This window comes from Streptomyces sp. NPDC046335, assembly GCF_055587985.1.
The window spans coordinates 375216-392316 of record NZ_JBVJFF010000006.1 but is presented as its reverse complement, the minus strand read 5'-3'; the positions used below and the strand labels follow the sequence as shown (position 1 = coordinate 392316).

The following is a 17101-nucleotide window of genomic DNA, read 5'->3' as shown; positions in this document are numbered from 1 at the left end:
TCGGTACGTCGTCACGCCTGAGCGCACGGTACGGGACGCCGGGGCGGGCACGGCCGTGTGGGGTGAAGATCACAGGTCAGGGGTGCCCGGGGCGCCGGGTCACTGAGTAACGTGAGCGCGTGCCGAAGAACAGGAACACGTTCTCATCCCTCGCTGCGGTGCCGCGCCGTCTCGCGCAGCGCGCGGTCCACACGGGCTGGGCGTGGGCGCAGCGGACGGGCGCGGTCACCGCCGCGCATCCCGGGCGGCTGCGGTTCGGCGCGATCGGCGAGGGCACGAAGCTGGCCTTCCCGCAGGGCACGGTCTTCGGGGAGCCGTGGATCAGGCTGGGCGACCACTGCATCGTGGGGGAGCACGTCACGCTGACCGCCGGGATGATGCCGGACCTGGACCTCGGCCCCGACCCGATCCTCCGCGTCGGCAACGGCGTCGTACTGGGCCGCGGCAGCCACGTCATCGCCGACACCACGGTCACCATCGGGGACGACTGCTACTTCGGCCCGTACGTCTACGTGACGTCCACCAACCACTCCTACGACGATCCGCACACCCCCATCGGCAAGCAGTGGCCGCGCATGGATCCGGTGGAGATCGGCCCCGGCTGCTGGGTCGGCACGGGCGCGGTGATCCTGCCGGGCGCCAGGATCGGCCGTAACGTCGTGGTCGCCGCGGGCGCGGTGGTGCGGGGCGAGGTGCCCGACCACGCGGTGGTGGCGGGGGCGCCCGCCCGTGTCGTCCGCGCCTGGACCGCGGAGCAGGGCTGGCAGCCGCCGCTGCGGACCCCGGCGCCGGTGCCGATCCCCGAGGGCATCACGCCGGAACAGCTCGTCGCCCTGGGAGAACTGTCGGACGACTGAGCGGTGCCCGGGGGGGGGGTGACGGGTCTGTTCCCGTGGGGTGTGCCGGAGCCGTCCCCGCAGCCGTCGGCCCGCGGGGTGCGCCGGTGTCGTCCCCGTGGGGCGTGACGAGGCCCCGCAGTACAGTGTGGTGAACCATCCAGGCCCACATTTTGGACGGAACGTGTCGGACCTCGACCAGCTCACCCAGTCGCTCGCGCGCAACCTCAAGCGCCGGCGCACCGAGCGGGCCCTCACCCTCGACGCCCTCGCGGCCAGGGCGGGCGTCAGCCGCGGCATGATCATCCAGATCGAGCAGGCCAGGACGAACCCCAGCGTCGGCATCACGGTCAAGCTCGCGGACGCGCTCGGCGTCAGCATCACCACGCTCCTCGACTACGAACAAGGCTCCCACGTCCGGCTGGTGCCACCGGAGCAGGCGGTACGCATGTGGTCCACGGAGGCGGGCAGCAGCAGCACGCTCCTGGTGGGCGCCGAGGCGCGGGGCCCCTTCGAGCTGTGGTCCTATCACCTGCTGCCGGGCGAGGGCAGCGACTCCGACGCGCATCCGCCGGGCACCGTCGAGCTCCTGCACGTGACGCGGGGCGAGCTGACGCTGCTCGTGGACGGCGTCGAGCATGTCCTCGCGGCGGGGACGGCCGCCACGTTCGAGGCCGACGTGCCGCACGGCTACCGCAACAACGGTGCCGAGCCGATCGACATGACCATGGCGGTCTCGGTGCCGCCCGCGCGGACCGCCTCGCGCTGAGGGCTGTTAGCGTGCCGCCATGCGCGCTCCCCTCGGTGACTTCGACATCGTCCGTCCCGCCCCGGAGGCCCTCGACCTGCTGGTGGCGCCCGTCGCGGAGGCCGTACGCGGCTGGAGCGGGGCCGTCCCGGCCGACGAGCTGGTCCACGTGGACACCGACCCTCGGTGGGCCGACACCGCCACCTTCCTGGAGCACTACGGGACCGAACTGCACGACCAGTCCGCGAACTGCGTCGTCGTCGCGGGCAAGCGGGGCGGTGAGACCACGCTCGCCGCGTGCGTCGTCCTCTCCGGCACCCGCGTGGACGTGAACGGCGTCGTCCGCCGCCGGCTCGGCGCGCGCAAGGCCTCGTTCGCGCCCATGGACACGGCGACCGGCGAGACGGGCATGGAGTACGGCGGTATCACGCCGATCGGGCTGCCCGAGGCCTGGCCGCTCCTCGTCGACGCCGCCGTCGTCGACCTGCCGTACGTCCTCATCGGCAGTGGCGCCCGGCGCGGCAAGCTGATCGTGCCGGGCAAGGTCTTCGCCGGGCTGCCGAACGCGGAGGTGGTCGAGGGCCTCGGCACCACCGCCTGAGCGCGGCCCGTCCGCTGGCAGCCTCGTCGCTGCGGAGTTCCGCGAAGCGTACGGAGACGACCGCGTCCAGCGCCCCGCGATGCGCCCGGCCCCGGGCCGCTGATGGCGCAGGGGATCAGCGAGGGGTGTCGCTCCCGCAGCTCCGGCCCGGGCGGTTTGACCGGCCGCGGGTCCGCCTCGTTCGGCGTGGTTTCACCGGCCGGGAGCTCGCCTCGTCCGACGCGGGCGCGGGTGGTTTCACGGCTGAGGGTCCGCCTCGCCCCGCGCGGGCGGCCCCTCCGGCCGCGCGCGTCCCGCCCCGCACGGGCGGCCCCTCCGGCCGCGCCCGCCTCGCCCCGCACGGGCGGTTCCATGGGCCCCAGGCTTCGGCCGCCCCGCACGGGCGGTCCCATGGGCCCCAAGCCTCGGCCGCCCCGCACAGACGGTCCCATGGCCCCCAGGCCCCGGCCCGCCCCGTTTCCGACGTGCGACGGACGCGTGGTTGACGTGCGTCCGAGGCGCGGAGTTCAGGCGGCACCGCCACCGTGCTGAACGTGACCGCAGTCCGGGGCTCATGTCCCGGCCCCACCGACTCTCCCCGCCACACCCGCGACCTCTCCCCGAACCGCGGCGTGTACGTCCGCCGGGCGGATCTCAACCTGAAGCGCAGCGCCCCAGCACCCCGCACCCCACGTCCCCCCCCAGACCCGAGAAACGGAAGTGTCATGCCCTCGACCTCGCTCGTCTCGACGGCTGCCGGCTCCTACGTCATCTCCATCGCGGACACCACCCAGCAGATCAGGGCCGCCCAGCGGCTGCGGTACCAGGTGTTCGGTGAGGAGATGGGAGCGGCGCTCAGCACGCCGCTGCCCGGCCACGACATCGACGCCCACGACGACCTCGCCGACCACCTCATCGTCACCGACACCTCGACCGGCGAGGTCGTCGGGACCTACCGGCTGCTGCCGCCCGGCCGCACCCCGCTGTCCTACTCCGACGGCGAGTTCGACCTGCGCGCCCTCGCGGAACTGCGTCCCTCCCTGGTCGAGGCGGGCCGTTCCTGCGTGCACCCCGACCACCGCTCCGGCGCCGTCATCAACCTCATGTGGTCCGCCCTCGCCCGCTACGTCCTCCTCTCCGGTCACCGGTACCTGGCCGGCTGCGCCTCCGTGCCCCTGGCCGACGGCGGCCGGGCCGCGGCCGGCGCCTGGCTGCTCGGCACCGGCAAGCACGCCTCGCCGCCCGAACTGCGCGTGCACCCCCGCAACCCCTGGACCCCCACGGCCCCGGCCCCCGAACGCCCCACCTACACCGACCTGCCGCCCCTGCTCCGCGGCTACCTCCGCCTCGGCGCGTGGCTGTGCGGAGCCCCCGCGCACGACCCGGAGTTCGACGTCGCCGACTTCTTCGTACTCCTGGACATGGAGCGCCTCAGCGCCCGGCACCGCAGGTACTTCCTGGGCGAGGACGCGTGATGAGTCCCATGAGCCCTTGGGCGGTCGAACGCGGCTGCCCCGCGAGCTGCGTCACCGAACCCGAGTCGCGCGTGTCGCCGGCCGAACTCGCCCGGCGTTACGCGGCGTTGACGTACATCCTGACCCGCGCCACCGCGCGCGGCGGCCGGCTCGCCGAACCCGCCACCCTGCGCGGGGAGGCCCGAGCGGTACTCGCGGCGCTCGGGGTCGGGCTCGAAGCGGGGCCGCCGGGGCGGCTCAGCGCGCCGGACGGGGCGGGCGCGGGCACGCTCGTCGTGGCCAACCACGTCTCCTGGCTCGACGTCGTCGCCCTGCTCGCCGTCGAACCGGTCGTCGTCCTCGCGAAGCGGGAGGTGGGCCGCTGGCCGGTGATCGGGCCCCTGGCCCGGCGAGCGGGGACCCGATTCATCGACCGCGACGGCAGTCCGCGCCAACTACCCGGTGTCGTTGATGAGTTGGCGGACGAACTGCGTGGTGGCACCTCGGTCGTCGTCTTTCCCCAGGCGACGACCTGGTGTTCCGAGGCGGGCGGGCGCTTCCGGCGGGCCGCGTTCCAGGCGGCCGCCGACGCGGGCGCGCCCGTACGGCCGGTGACGGTCGCCTACCGGCAGGGCGGCGCCCCCAGCACGGCCGCCGCCTTCCTCGGCGAGGAGGACTTCACCGCCTCGCTGCGCCGGGTGGCCGCCACGAAGGGCCTGACCGCACGCGTCACGGCGCACGCCCCGCTGCGGGGCACGGACAGACGGGCGCTGGCCGACGCCGCGCGGCGGGCCGTGACGCTGTGCCCCGCACCCGCACCCGTGTCCAGACCCGCACCCGCACCCGTCTCCGCATTCGTATCCGCGCCCGACCCCGCTACCGCAGCCGCTTGAAGTTGTCGCCGAACGTCCATCCCTTCGACCCGTCCCAGTTGATGGACCACGTCATCAGGCCCTTCAGGGCGCCGTTGTAGGTGTTCCAGGCCTGGGTGACCAGGCTCGGGGCCATGTATCCGCCGCCCGCGCCCGGCTGGGCCGGGAGGCCGGGGACCTGCTTGTCGTAGGGGACCTTGATGGTGGTGCCCTGGATGACCAGGCCCTTGTCGAGGCAGTCGGTCTGCTTGGTGAAGCCCTGGACGGTTCCGGCGGCGTAGGAGTCGCCGGAGCAGCCGTACATGCTGCCGTTGTAGTACTGCATGTTCAGCCACCACAGGCGGCCGTTGTCCGCGTACTTCTTGATGACGGGGAGGTACGCGCCCCAGATCGAGCCGTAGACGACGCTGCCCCCGGTCACGTACGCCGTCTCGGGTGCCATGGTGAGGCCGAAGTTCGACGGCATCCGGTCGAGCACGCCGTCGATGATGCGGATGAGGTTGGACTGCGAGGGGGAGAGCTGCTTGATGTTGCCGCTGCCCACGAGGCCGGTCTCGATGTCGATGTCGATGCCGTCGAAGTTGTACTTCTTCAGGATCGGCACGATCGTCTCGACGAAGCGGTCGGCGACCTTGCTGGAGTTCAGGTCGATGCCGGCCGTCGCGCCGCCGATGGACATCAGGATGGTGGCGCCGTCCGCCTTGGCCTGGCACATCTCGGCGGGCGTCGCGACCTTCACCGTCGAGTCCATGCCGTCCTCCCACAGGACGGTGCCGTCCGAACGGATCACGGGGAAGGCGGCGTTGATCACGTTGTAGCCGTGCTCGCGGATGCGGGAGTCGGTGATCGGCGTCCAGCCGAACGGCGGGTGCACGCCGTTGGACGCGCCGTCCCAGTTTTCCCAGTAACCCTGGAGCACCTTCCCCGCGGGCTTCGACTTCACCGCGCAGGTCTCGGCCCGCGGGGCGGCGGGGGCCGCCGCGGCGGCAGGTAGTTGTGCGACACAGGCCAGCGCGACGGCCGACCCCAGCAGGCGTAACGTCCGACCGAACACGCTGTGCTCCCTGGTTCGAAGGGTTCGAAGGGTTCGAGGGGTTCGAAGGGTTCGCGAGGAGACGTGCGGGTGCGAGGCGTCACGCTAGGCAGGTCCAGACCAGTCGTCAATAGGTCTGGACCAGGTCTGGGCGTCAAAGCCGCCGGAGGCCGGTCATCGGCTCCCGCCGCTCCGCGGCGGCGCGGCGTCCACCGGCAGGCCCTCCGGCTCCTTGATCCGCTTCATGATGATCTGCGAGTTGACCTCCGTGACGCCCGCGAGCGCCGTGAGCCGTTCGATCCAGAGCCGTTCGTACGCGGCCAGGTCCGCGACGGCGATGCGCAGCAGGCAGCCGGGGCTGCCGAACAGGCGGTACGCCTCGATGACGTCCGGAATGTCCTGGAGCGCCGCCTCGAACGCCTCGACCGTCTCGCGGTCCCGCCGGACCTCGATGGAGACGAGCACTTCGAAGCCGCGGCCGACGGCCGCCGGGTCGACGATCGCGCGGTAGCCCTGGATCACACCGTCCAGCTCCAGTTGGCGCACCCGCCGCATGCACGGCGACGCGCTGAGGCCGACGCGCTGGGCCAGCTCCTGATTGGTCAGACGGCCGTCGCTCTGAAGCTCGCGCAAGATATTGCGGTCGATGTCGTCCATGGCGCGATTATCCACCCTGTGTGTTGCGTGGGCGGTGGATATCAGCAAGCACATTGCGCTGTGTTCGATCTATCGTTGCTCTGAGGCTGCCCACCGCTGTGCCCACCGTGCGGGGGCTGACGGTCCTCGTGGTCCCCAGGGAGGTACGCAGACGTGGAAGCGCAGGAGCGACGGATCGTCGTCATCAGCACCGGCGGCACCATCGCCAGCCGCTGGCAGGGCACCGGCTTCGCCGCCGACGCCCCCGGCAGCGAGGTGCTCGCCACCGCCTCGATACCCCAGGGCATAACCTCCGAGGTCATCGACCTGTTCAACGTGAACAGCCCGCGTCTGACCTCCGCGCAGCAGCTCACCCTGCTGCGCACCGTGCACGAGGTGCTCGCCGACCCCGGTGTCGACGGCGTCGTCGTCACCCACGGCACGGACACCCTGGAGGAGACCGCCTTCCTGCTCGACCTGTACCACCACGACTCTCGCTCGGTCGTATTCACCGGCGCCCAGAAGCCGCTCGGCGCCACCGACGGCGACGGGCCCGGCAATCTGTACGACGCGCTGCTCACCGCCGCGACAGTCCGTGACCTGGGCGTACTCGTGGTCTTCGACGGCAAGGTGCACGCCGCGCGCGGCACCGTCAAGACGCAGACCGTCGCCGCCGACGCCTTCGCCGACCCCTCGGGGCCGCGCGTGGGCAAGGTCGGCTTCGGCAAGGTGTCGGTACTGCACCGCCCCGAGCGCCCCGCGCCCCTGCCGCTGCCCGACCGCGGGGCGTCGCTGCCCCGCATAGACATGGTCATGCACCACGTCGACGCCGACCCGCTGCTCCTGGAGACGGCGGTCAGGGCGGGCGCCCAGGGCGTCGTCCTCGTCGCCACCGGCGCGGGCAACGCGACCCCGGAATTCGTGGCCGCCGTCGCCGACGCCGTCGACCAGGGGGTCCTCGTGGCCCTCACCACCCGCGTCCAGGCGGGCCCGGTCACCGAGATCTACACCCACGGCGGAGCCGTCGACCTGGCCGCCGCCGGGGCCAACCTCACCGGCACCCTCCGCGCGGGCCAGGCGCGCACCGCGCTCCTCGCGGCGTTGCTCGCCGGGGGCGACGCGGCGGAGCGCACGGCTGAGCTGCGGCGGATTCTCGCCGGTGACGAGGCGCCCGCCGCCGTCGACCGGGCTGCCGCCTGAGCCGTGTGCTGCCGTGTGCCGCCGTATGCCGCCGCGGGGCCGTCGTGGCTGGTCGCGCGGTTCCCCGCGCCCCTGAAGGCCCTGAAGGCCCTAAAGGGCCTTCAGCGCCGCCTCCGCCGTGAACTCGGCGTGGCCGCCCGGGAACAGGAGGGCCGCCTGCGTGAAGGAGGGGGCCGCCGCGTGCGCCGCCACGTAGGGGATCGCGACGCAGCGCATGCCCGCCGCGTGGGCCGCCGCGGCGCCCGGTGCCGCGTCCTCGAAGACCACGCAGTCGGACGGGGCCACGCCGAGCAGCTGGGCCGCGGCGAGGAACACGTCGGGCGCCGGCTTGCCGCGCTCCACCTCCTCGGCCGAGACGAACGTGGTCAGCCAGGCGTCGAGCCCCGTACCGGCGAGGATCGCCGCGATGGCCGCCCGTGAGGAACCGGACGCCACGGCCATCGGCACCTTCGCGTCGTGCAGGTGCTCCACCAGCTTCCGCATCTCCGCGTATACGGGCGTCCCGGCGCGGGCCAGCGCCAGATAGCGGCGGTCGAGGTCGGCGAGGAGTTCGGCCACCGTGGCCGCTATCCCGTACTCGGTCCTCCATTGCGCCAGCGTCTCGTGGGAGCTGATGCCGACGTAGCGCTCGTTGTCGGCCCATGTGTACTCGCGGCCGGAGTGCTCGCCGAGCAAGGCCCGTGACGCCTCGTAATAGTTGGGCTCGCTGTCCACGAGGGTGCCGTCGAGATCGAAGATGACCGCGGTGGTGCCGAAGGTGCTCATGCCCCAAGGATGCCAAAGGCGCAGGTCGGGCAGCTGACCGAGGGTCAGCGCCCGCCGGAGGCCGCCCCGCCGACCGACTCGACCAGTGGAAGCAGCCGGTGCGGCACCCGCTCGCGCAGCGCCATCTCCGTCCGCGTGCGCACCACGCCCGGCAGTTGGATCAGCCGCTGGACGACGTCTTCCAGATGGCCGTTGTCCCGTGCCACGACGCGGGTGAGGAGGTCGCCGCCGCCGGTGATCGAGTGCGCCTCGATGATCTCGGGCACGGCGGCCAGCGCGTCGCCCACCTCGTCCAAGTGCCCCTGCGTGACCTCGATGTGGACGAAGGCGAGCACCGGGTGGCCGAGCGCGGCGGGGGAGAGGAAGGGGCCGGTGCCGGTGATCACGCCGTCCCGCTCCAGGCGGTCGATCCTGGCCTGGAGGGTGCCGCGGGCGATGCCCAGCAGGCGTGCGTACTCGCGCAGGCTGGTGCGGGGCTGTTCGAGGAGCAGCCGCAGGATGCGGGTGTCGAGTTCGTCGACGGCCATGGTGCCAGGTTCTCCCAGGTGGGACGGGGTCGCTGGCGGTGACTCTAGCCGCCCGCCCGAAGGCGCCGCGCCGCCGGGCGTCCGCGGCGGCGCGGGGTGTCCGCTACTTGGGCGTGACCCAGATCTGCCGCTTGTACGTGTTGGCCGTCCAGAGCTGGACCTTGGTGCTGTTGGCGGTGGAGCCGCCCGTCACGTCGAGGACCTTGCCGGACGCGACGTGCGCGATCTGTCCCCTGGCATTCACCGACCAGCGCTGCGAGGCGCCGCCGGTGCAGTCGGAGAGGGTGATCCTGTTGCCGTTGGTGCTCGCGTTGCCGTGATTGGTCAGGCACTTGCCCAGCGAGCGGATGGCGCCGTCCTTCTGCACGATCCACGACTGCCCGGGACCCTTGTTGCAGGTGTAGAGCTGGATCTGCGTGCCGTTGGCGGCCTTGCCGCCCTTGACGTCCAGGCACTTGCCGCCGATGCCGGTGACCTTACCCTGCGGAGGCAGCGCGGCACCGCCGCCGCGGGCGAGGTGCCGAAGGCCCTGCATGTCGTACTGCTGGACGTAGGTGCCCGCGCGCTTGTCCTGGTAGGCGTTGACGGGCGTGCACATCACCGGGGTCTGGCCGGAGTCGGTGCCCTTGACGCAGTCGCCGCGCGCCGCGCTGCGGTTGGCGTGGGTGAGGCCCATCGTGTGGCCGAGCTCGTGGCTGATGTGGTTGCGCAGGTACGTTTCGCCGCCCTTGGCGGGCGACGGCTTGCCGTCCGCGGTGAAGAACTCGTCGTCGATGTACGCGTGGCCGCTGGTCGCGGTCCCGGCGACGGAGGACGAGTAGAAGCCGCAGCTCAGGCTCTTGACGCCGGAGCCGTCACGGACGACCTTCCAGCCCGTGCTGCCGCCGTCGGCGGGCGGGACGCAGGGGTGGTGCAGCAGGCCGATGACGACTTCGCCCTTGGGCCTGGTGTAGTCCCAGCCGACCGGTTCGGTGTCGACGGTGATCGGCAGGTTGGTGACGCGCCGCAGGTCGGCGGCCGACCTCTTGACGTAGGGGGCCAGCCAGTCGACGGCCTTGGTGTCGTAGAACTTGATGGTGTAGCCGGTGCCGAGCAGCTTGCCGGGCCCGCCCGACTTCCAGCCATCGCCGTGCGGCGCGGCGGCCGCCGCACGCCTGGCGGAGGCGGCGGGCGCCTGGCCCAGGGACATGACGCCGTCCTTGAACGTCGTCCCGTCCGCCTTGGAGGCGCCGAAGTCCGCCTGGGCCGCGGGGGCCGCCGGTGGGGGCGTGGCTCCCGCGGGCTTGTCGTCGGTGCCGAACGCGGCGGGCGAAAGCTGTAGCCCGGCCACGACGGCCGCCGCGGCGCCCACCGCGGCCATGGCTATGCGGCGTTTGCGTGCGACGCGCTTGCGTGTGGAACTCAAGTCCCCGTTGTCCTCTCGCTGTGGAGCGTCTGCCGGCTCCGGGCGCGCCGTTGGGGGCGAGCGCCCGGAGCCGAGCAGATGATAGACGTGAACTACGGGGCGCATGTAGCCGGTTGGGGCGGAGACCGACGGCGCGGAGCGCGAACCGGCGGGGCGAGGCAGTCGCCCCAGCCCCCTTCCTCAGTGCGCGTCCTCCGTGGGCCGCAGCCCCTTGGGGATCTTCGCCCAGGTGAGCGCGGCGGCGGCCAGCGGAAGGGCGGCCGCCATCAGGAAGGTGGGCGTCATCCCGTCGGTGAACGCCCCGGCGGCCCGCGTGAGCAGCTCGGCGCCGGCCGGTCCGGTCAGCTCCGAGGCCACCCGCGCGGCCTCGCCGATCGAGTCGCCCACGGCCGCCGAGGTGTCACCGCCGAGCCCGAGCTCGGGCAGGTTCACGCGGTACAGCGCCGTGGCGACGCTGCCGAGGACGGCCACGCCCATGGCGGCGCCCAGTTCGTAGCAGGTCTCCTCGACGGCTGCGGCGCCGCTGACGTCCTCGGCGGGGGTGGCGGCCATCAGCGTCACGGAGGCGGCGGTCGTCGCGATGCCGACACCGCAGCCCAGCACGGCGAGCGCGACGGCGACCCCGCCGTAGCCGAGCGGTCCGGAGAGCTGGAGGAACCAGGGCAGGGCGAGGCCCGCCGTCATCAGGAGCAGGCCGCCGCCCATGACGTGGCGGATCGGCAGCCGGTGCATCAGGACCGGCGTCACGAGGGAGGTCATGACCAGGCCGAGCGGCGCGGGCAGCAGCCGGATGCCCGCCTCCAGCGGGGAGTAGCCCTGCCCGTACTGGAACCACTGGGTGATCAGGAACAGGGCCGAGCCCAGCGCGATCATGCCGAGGAAGATCGAGGCCGCCGCGATGGCGAACGGGCGGGAGGCGAAGAGGCGTACCCGCAGCAGCGGGTTCGCGAGGCGGAGCTGGCGGCGGACGAAGACCGTGAGCGCGACCGCGGCGACCACGAGGAGCGCCCAGGCCACGGGGTCGGCGGGCCCGCCCTTGCCGAACTGCTTGACGCCGCCGGCCAGCGCGAGCATGCCGACGACGGACTGGCCGACGCCCCACCAGTCCCAGCGGCCCTCCCGCGGCTGCCGGGACTCGGGCAGGACCCAGAGGCCGAGCGCGATGATCACCAGCGCCACCGGGATGTTGACGAGGAACGCCGAGTGCCACCCGTCGTGCTCCACGAGGAGGCCGCCGACGACCGGGCCGAGCGCCATGCCGCCGCCGAAGACGGCCGACCAGACCGCGTACGCGAGGGCGCGCTCACGGGCGTCGGTGAAGACCGCCCGCAGGATCGACAGGGTCGCGGGCATGATCGCCGCACCGCCCGCGCCGAGCAGCGCGCGGGCGGCGATGACCTGCCAGGCGGCGGTCGCGAAGACGGCGGCCAGCGAGGCGAGGGCGAAGACGCCGAAGCCGGCGAGCAGCAGCCGCTTGCGGCCGAACCGGTCGCCGAGGGCGCCCGCGGTGACCAGCAGGCCGGACAGTACGAGGGCGTAGACGTCGACGATCCAGAGCTGCTGCACGGAGCTGGGCCGCAGATCGGCGACGAGGGACGGGAAGGCGACGTTCAGGATCGTGGTGTCCATGGCGATCAGCAGCAGGCTGCCGGAGAGGATCGCGAGGACGGCCCAGCGCCGTGGATCACGCTGCGGGGACATGGTGTGACGCTCCAAGTTCGAATGAGACATCAATGTCTCACGTGGAACGTGCGAGTGTCCAACAATCGACCTTGGACGGGGCCGGAGGTCAGAGAACGCGCCGCAGCGCCTCCGGTGTCAGGTCCGCCAGCGTCGGGTAGCCGTCGACGGCCATGAGCAGATCGGCCTCGGCGAGCAGCGAGCGCAGGACGTGCGTGACGCCGTCCGCCCCGCCGATGCCCAGCCCGTACGCGTACGGGCGGCCCACCCCGACGGCGCTCGCCCCGAGCGCGATCGCCTTGACGATGTCCGCGCCGCTGCGGACACCCGAGTCGAAGAGGACGGGCAGTCCGTCAGCGGCCTCGACGACCTCGGGGAGCATGTCGAGCGCGGGCAGTCCGCCATTGGCCTGGCGGCCGCCGTGGTTGGAGCAGTAGACGCCGTCCACACCGCCGTCCCTGGCGCGGCGGACGTCCTCGGGGTGGCACAGGCCCTTCACGATCAGCGGCAGCGAGGTCAGGGAGCGCAGCCACGGCAGGTCGTCCCACGTCAGGGGGTTGCCGAAGAGCTGTACCCACGTCAGGACGGCGGACCGCATGTCCTGCTCGGGGTCGGCGGGGAGCTGGGCGCGGAAGACCGGGTCGGAGGTGTAGTTGGCGAGGCAGTGGCCGCGGAGCTGGGGGAAGTTGGAGGTGCTCAGGTCACGGGGGCGCCAGCCGGTGATCCAGGTGTCCATGGTGACGACGATCGCCTTGAACCCGGACTTCTCGGCCCGGCGCACCAGGCTCTCGGCGAGCGCGCGGTCGGTGGGCGTGTAGAGCTGGAAGAAGCCGGGGGTGTCCCCGAACTCCGCGGCCACCGACTCCATCGGGTCGGCGGACAGCGTCGAGGCGATCATCGGAACGCCGGTGCGCGCCGCCGCCCGCGCGGTCGCCAGATCGCCGTGCCCGTCCTGCCCGCAGATGCCGAGGACGCCTATGGGAGCCATGAACAGGGGGGAGGGAAGCGTCATCCCGAACAGGTCGACGGACAGGTCGCGCTCGGCGGCGCCGACGAACATGCGGGGAATGAGCCCCCACCGCTCGAAGGCGGTGACGTTGGCGTTCTGCGTCCGCTCGTCCCCCGCGCCGCCCGCGACGTAGGAGAGGACCGAGGGCGGCAGCGCGGCCTGCGCGCGGGACTCCAGGTCGGCGTAGGTCATGGGGAAGGCGGGGACCACGCCGCCCAGACCGTTGAGGTAGATCTCGTCCTGGTAGTCCTTGAACGGGCGGGGTGTCGCATTCATGGGCGGCCTTTCCTGGGCTCCTGGGCGGGTCGGACGAACGGGCTGCCGCCGGCGGCGCGTGGCACGCGCAGTGTCGGGTGAACCTGATGTCAAGGTCAATGTCCGCGGACCTCCGACGGGCCGCGCCACGACGTGCGGTGAGGCGTGCCGCACAGCCGGATTGGCGATCAGCGGACGGGGGCATTACCGAGAGGCAGGACCGGCGCCGCCCAGCACGATCCCGCCGGCCGCACAGGACGCGCCGCGATCCCGGACCTCGACCGCGGCGGTCACCGGTTTTGTCACAGGGAGGGGAAGTGATCCGCCATGCGTGCGCACCAGCGCGCCCGTAGGGCCACCGCAGGAGTTGAGTACGCACTGCCGCAGGAGGCCGCTTCGGCGGGCCGGGCACGGAAGCTGACCTCCGCTTTCCTCGTCAGGCCGCACCGCCGCAAGACAGAGGTGACCGCCGAGCGGGTGGACGACGCCACTCTGGTCGTCTCCGAGCTCGTGTCCAACGCGGTCGAGCACGCACGCGGCGGCTGCCGCCTGCGCATCGAGGTCTCCGGCGGCCGAGTGACCGTGGAGGTCCACGACGCGAGCCCCGTCCGCCCCCGGGCCCGCAGGGCGAGCACCGAGCGGGAGAACGGCCGAGGCCTGGCCATGGTCCGCGAACTGGCCCACCGAGTGGACGTCGTACGGATGGAACGCGGAGGGAAGAAGGTCCGGGCCGTACTGGCCTAAGGGGCAGCAGTATCCGACGTACGTGAGCGCGTGCCGTTCGGTGCGGACCGCAGGGCCCGTACGGCGATGACGGCGCGCGCCAGGGCCTGCACCCCGCAGAGCACGGCGAGGACGACCAGCAGGCGTCCCACGTCCGGGACGAACAGCAGGATCTGCGCCAGGTCCACGCCCGTGGCCCGCCGGGGCAGTACGAGGACGGCCAGGTAGGCCAGGAGCGACGGGCCGGTGACGGCGACGGCTCCGCCGACGAGAACGCGGCGCCTCCCGCGCGCGGCGGCGCCGCCCGGCCGTACCAGCCGCAGCAGCGACCAGCCGAGAGCCGCCGAGACCAGGACGACGGCCGCGGCGACGACGGCCGGCATGGTGCCGAGCATCGGGTCGGCGGCGGCCGGCCGGGGTTCGCCGCCGAGCAGGATGCGCAGGGCCCCGAAGGCGGTGGAGTTGAGCTGCTCGTCCCGCAGCGGGTGGTAGGCGTTGTGCTGTACGACGACCGCGAGGCCGCGGTCGGGGGCGAGCGCCACGGTGCCGTGGTAGCCGGGGGTCGCCCCGCTGTGCCACACGACGCGCTCCCCCAGGTCGTCGAAGGTGTCGTCGCGCCAGCCGAACCCGTAGCGGTGGGACGTGCCCGCCGGGATGGTGCCGGTGTGCATCCGCCGCAGCCCGGCGGGGGAGACGACGGCGCGCGCGGCGGGGCCTCCGCCGCCGAGCTGGGTGAGTGCGAAGCGGGACAGGTCGTCGATGTCGGCGCCGACATAGCCGTACGGCACGCCGGAGGAGTCGAAGGGGGAGTCGAACGGCCGGGGGTGCTGGAAGAAGTACCGGTGCCCCGGGGCGAGATGCCGCCGGGCGGCGTCGTGGTCGTCGATGATCGCGCGGTCCATGCCCAGCGGCCGCAGGATCTCCTGCCGCAGCCACGCCCCGTAGGGCCGCCCGGTGACGCGCTCCACCAGTGCGCCGAGGAGCATGTAGTTGGCGTTGCTGTACTCGTGGCGCTCACCCGGCGGGGTCACCGTGCGGACCCGGGCCACCCGCTCGACCCCGCCCGGCGCGTTGTCGAACCGGTCGGCGTTCACGAGCCCGTCCCGTTCGGTCAGTCCGCTGCTCTGGTTCAGTAGGTGACGCACCGTCATGCTTGCCGCTCCCGGGCCCGAGGGGCGGAACCAGGGCAGGTAGCGGCGCACGGGCCTGTCCAGCTCGACGGAGCCAGCCTCGGCCAGGTGCGTCACCGCGGTCGCCGTGACCGGCTTGGACAGCGAGCCGATGAGGAACGGCGTCCGGCGCGTGACCGCGTCACCGTTGCCGTCCTTGCCCCGCAGCAACCGGTGGACGACCTCGCCGTCCTTGACGACCGCGAGTGCCATGCCGGGTATCCGGGCCCGCCCACGCTGCTCGTCGGCGTAGGCGTCGACGCGTTCCATGACCTCGCGCGACCGGTCGCGAGGCCCGGCCGCCGCGGTGGCGCCGACGTGGCTCGAACCCGCCGTGACGAGGACCGCGGCCACCGCTAACGCGGCGCCCAACCGTCGCGCCTCGCCTCTGAGTTCCGCTCCCGGCCCGCCCATGACCCACCCCTGTCTCCATAACCGTATGGCTATACGGTTATGACGTTACCGTACGTCGGTATGGTTGACCCATGCCACGCGTCGCCGATCACGAAGAACGCCGTCAGCAGGTGGCCGCGGCGGTGGGGCGGCTCATCGCCGCCGACGGCCTCGGCGCGGTGACGGTCGCCAGGACCGCCGCGGAGGCCGGGATCTCCGTGGGGCTCGTCCAGCACTATTTCCGCAGCAAGGACGAGATGCTGCTGTTCGCGTACGGCCACGTCCTGGAGCGCTTCGAGCGGCGGGTGACGGATCTGATCGGACGCGCCGAGGTCGTGGGGACGCGGATCGAGCACATCGTCCTCGACGCGCTGGCCGAGGGTATGCCGCTGGACGCCGAGCGGCGCAGGGACTGGCACGTCGCGCTCGCCTTCACCGGCCGCGCGGCCGACGACCCACGCCTCGGGGAACTGAAGGTCGCCGCCCTGCGGCGCACCCGCGCCCACCTCGCCCAGGCGCTGGTGAACGCCAAGGAGTGCGGAGAGGTCGCCGCCGGGACCGACGAGCACGCCGAGGCCGCCCGGATCGCCGCGTACGCGGAAGGGCTGACGGCCCATCTCTTCGCCGACCCGGACGGCCTGCCGCCCGCGGCGGCCCTCGCCGCCCTCGCCGACCACCTGGCCGGCGTCTTCACCGGCGCCTGCGCGCTGCGACGCCGAGAGCCGGGGGAGCGGCCCACGACGTGACGGAACCGGGCCCCGCCGCCCCGAAATTCCGTTGTGGGCAAGCCGCTTCGCCCCCGAGAGTGGGGCGCATGACCACGTCTCCCACACCGCCGGCCGGCCTGACCGTCCGGGCGGCCACGCTCGACGACGCGGACGCGGTGTGCGCGCTGCTCAACGAAGTCGACCTGCTGGAGACCGGCCGTGCCGACACCGAGCCGGCCGAGGTGCTCGCCGACCTCAACCACCCCGAGGTGGACCTGGAGCGCGACTCCTGGCTGCTCACCGAAGACGGGCGGCTGATCGGGTACGCCCTGCTGTGGGACGAATCGCACGGCGAGCGGATCGACATCGATCACTACGTCCTGCCCGGGCGGCTCGACGGAGCCCTGCACCTCTTCGACCTGGTCGAGGACCGTGCCGCCGAGCGCGCGGCGGGCAACGGCGCCGCGCGCGCCGTGGTGCATCTGCACCTCAACACCACGCCCACCATGGACCTGCCCGCACTGCGTGCGCGGGGCTGGCGACCCGTACGGCGCTACCACGTGATGGCCCGCCCCATCGACCCGGAGACCGACCGGACGCCCGCGGCACCGCCCGGCGTCACGCTGCGGAACTGCCTGGCCGAGGACGACCGGCGGCGCGCCCACGCCCTGATCCAGGAGAGCTTCGCCGAGCACTTCGACTTCCAGCCGCGCACCTACCGGCAGTGGCTGGACGACATCGACGCCGGGCGCGCCGACTGGTCACTGGTGTGGATCGCCCACGTCGACGGCCTCGGTGACGCCGCCGTGCTGCGCACCCACGACAACCGCCCCTCGATGGGCTGGATAGGCAACGTCGGCGTCCTCGACAAGGCCCGCGGCCAAGGCCTTGGCAGCCACCTCCTGCGCCACGCCTTCGGGCACTACGCGGCGCTGGGCCGCGACCGGATAGGCCTCGGCGTGGACACCGACAACAGCAGCGGGGCGCTCGCCCTGTACGAGCGGCACGGCATGGCGCTCGACCACGCCGTCGACACCTGGGAACTGGTTCGTACGGTGTGACGACGCACGGCCCGCGTCCCCACGGGGGTGGGACGCGGGCCGTGCGGG

17 protein-coding genes are annotated in these 17101 nt (G+C 72.9%); 9 read left to right on the top strand and 8 right to left on the bottom strand.

Annotated features, from left to right (window positions below):
• The first annotated feature begins 119 nt into the window (after positions 1 to 119).
• The 5 genes from ACZ6JY_RS17245 to ACZ6JY_RS17225 all read left to right on the top strand — a co-directional run bounded on the left by ACZ6JY_RS17245 (position 120) and on the right by ACZ6JY_RS17225 (position 4511).
• Positions 120 to 857, top strand: coding sequence for an acyltransferase (locus ACZ6JY_RS17245; protein ID WP_469196806.1), 738 nt, complete (start codon positions 120 to 122; stop codon positions 855 to 857).
• A 163-nt stretch (positions 858 to 1020) separates the two neighbouring features.
• Positions 1021 to 1605 (top strand): helix-turn-helix domain-containing protein, encoded by a 585-nt coding sequence (locus tag ACZ6JY_RS17240; RefSeq protein WP_469196805.1) that lies wholly within the window; start codon positions 1021 to 1023, stop codon positions 1603 to 1605.
• A gap of 19 nt (positions 1606 to 1624) precedes the next feature.
• On the top strand, positions 1625 to 2185 hold the full coding sequence (locus ACZ6JY_RS17235; protein ID WP_469196804.1) for a YbaK/EbsC family protein: 561 nt from the start codon (positions 1625 to 1627) through the stop codon (positions 2183 to 2185).
• Between the two features lie 704 nt (positions 2186 to 2889).
• Positions 2890 to 3639, top strand: a complete 750-nt coding sequence (locus ACZ6JY_RS17230; protein WP_469196803.1) for a GNAT family N-acetyltransferase — start codon at positions 2890 to 2892, stop codon at positions 3637 to 3639.
• Between the two features lie 8 nt (positions 3640 to 3647).
• The gene (locus tag ACZ6JY_RS17225) at positions 3648 to 4511 is read left to right on the top strand and encodes a lysophospholipid acyltransferase family protein (protein ID WP_469196802.1); all 864 of its coding nucleotides are present in this window, start codon (positions 3648 to 3650) and stop codon (positions 4509 to 4511) included.
• On the opposite strand, the gene ACZ6JY_RS17220 is transcribed toward ACZ6JY_RS17225, so the two are convergent.
• Positions 4495 to 5544, bottom strand: coding sequence for a chitinase (locus ACZ6JY_RS17220; RefSeq protein WP_469196801.1), 1050 nt, complete (start codon positions 5542 to 5544; stop codon positions 4495 to 4497). The two genes, ACZ6JY_RS17225 and ACZ6JY_RS17220, sit on opposite strands and share 17 nt — an antisense overlap.
• A gap of 153 nt (positions 5545 to 5697) precedes the next feature.
• Positions 5698 to 6180, bottom strand: a complete 483-nt coding sequence (locus tag ACZ6JY_RS17215; RefSeq protein ID WP_469196800.1) for an Lrp/AsnC family transcriptional regulator — start codon at positions 6178 to 6180, stop codon at positions 5698 to 5700.
• A 153-nt stretch (positions 6181 to 6333) separates the two neighbouring features.
• On the opposite strand from ACZ6JY_RS17215, the gene ACZ6JY_RS17210 reads away from it, so the two are divergent.
• On the top strand, positions 6334 to 7359 hold the full coding sequence (locus tag ACZ6JY_RS17210; protein WP_469196799.1) for an asparaginase: 1026 nt from the start codon (positions 6334 to 6336) through the stop codon (positions 7357 to 7359).
• 90 nt (positions 7360 to 7449) lie between these two features.
• On the opposite strand, the gene ACZ6JY_RS17205 is transcribed toward ACZ6JY_RS17210, so the two are convergent.
• The 5 genes from ACZ6JY_RS17205 to ACZ6JY_RS17185 all read right to left on the bottom strand — a co-directional run bounded on the left by ACZ6JY_RS17205 (position 7450) and on the right by ACZ6JY_RS17185 (position 13021).
• A complete protein-coding gene (locus tag ACZ6JY_RS17205; RefSeq protein ID WP_469196798.1) occupies positions 7450 to 8124 on the bottom strand; it encodes an HAD family hydrolase in 675 nt (224 codons plus the stop codon).
• 44 nt (positions 8125 to 8168) lie between these two features.
• Positions 8169 to 8651, bottom strand: coding sequence for an Lrp/AsnC family transcriptional regulator (locus ACZ6JY_RS17200; RefSeq protein ID WP_469196797.1), 483 nt, complete (start codon positions 8649 to 8651; stop codon positions 8169 to 8171).
• Positions 8652 to 8754: 103 nt separating this feature from the next.
• Positions 8755 to 10056, bottom strand: a complete 1302-nt coding sequence (locus ACZ6JY_RS17195; RefSeq protein WP_469196796.1) for a ricin-type beta-trefoil lectin domain protein — start codon at positions 10054 to 10056, stop codon at positions 8755 to 8757.
• A 180-nt stretch (positions 10057 to 10236) separates the two neighbouring features.
• Positions 10237 to 11757, bottom strand: a complete 1521-nt coding sequence (locus ACZ6JY_RS17190; RefSeq protein WP_469196795.1) for an MFS transporter — start codon at positions 11755 to 11757, stop codon at positions 10237 to 10239.
• An 88-nt stretch (positions 11758 to 11845) separates the two neighbouring features.
• A complete protein-coding gene (locus ACZ6JY_RS17185; protein WP_469196794.1) occupies positions 11846 to 13021 on the bottom strand; it encodes an alpha-hydroxy-acid oxidizing protein in 1176 nt (391 codons plus the stop codon).
• A 306-nt stretch (positions 13022 to 13327) separates the two neighbouring features.
• Here ACZ6JY_RS17185 and ACZ6JY_RS17180 point away from each other — a divergent pair, with 306 nt between their 5' ends.
• On the top strand, positions 13328 to 13744 hold the full coding sequence (locus ACZ6JY_RS17180; protein ID WP_469196793.1) for an ATP-binding protein: 417 nt from the start codon (positions 13328 to 13330) through the stop codon (positions 13742 to 13744).
• On the opposite strand, the gene ACZ6JY_RS17175 is transcribed toward ACZ6JY_RS17180, so the two are convergent.
• Positions 13741 to 15264: a serine hydrolase domain-containing protein gene (locus ACZ6JY_RS17175; RefSeq protein WP_469196792.1), complete on the bottom strand. Its 1524-nt coding sequence runs from the start codon at positions 15262 to 15264 to the stop codon at positions 13741 to 13743. The two genes, ACZ6JY_RS17180 and ACZ6JY_RS17175, sit on opposite strands and share 4 nt — an antisense overlap.
• 113 nt (positions 15265 to 15377) lie before the next feature.
• Here ACZ6JY_RS17175 and ACZ6JY_RS17170 point away from each other — a divergent pair, with 113 nt between their 5' ends.
• Complete coding sequence (locus ACZ6JY_RS17170; protein ID WP_469196791.1) at positions 15378 to 16031, top strand: TetR/AcrR family transcriptional regulator; 654 nt, start codon at positions 15378 to 15380, stop codon at positions 16029 to 16031.
• Positions 16032 to 16099: 68 nt separating this feature from the next.
• Positions 16100 to 17053: a GNAT family N-acetyltransferase gene (locus ACZ6JY_RS17165; RefSeq protein WP_469196790.1), complete on the top strand. Its 954-nt coding sequence runs from the start codon at positions 16100 to 16102 to the stop codon at positions 17051 to 17053.
• Positions 17054 to 17101 lie beyond the last annotated feature (48 nt).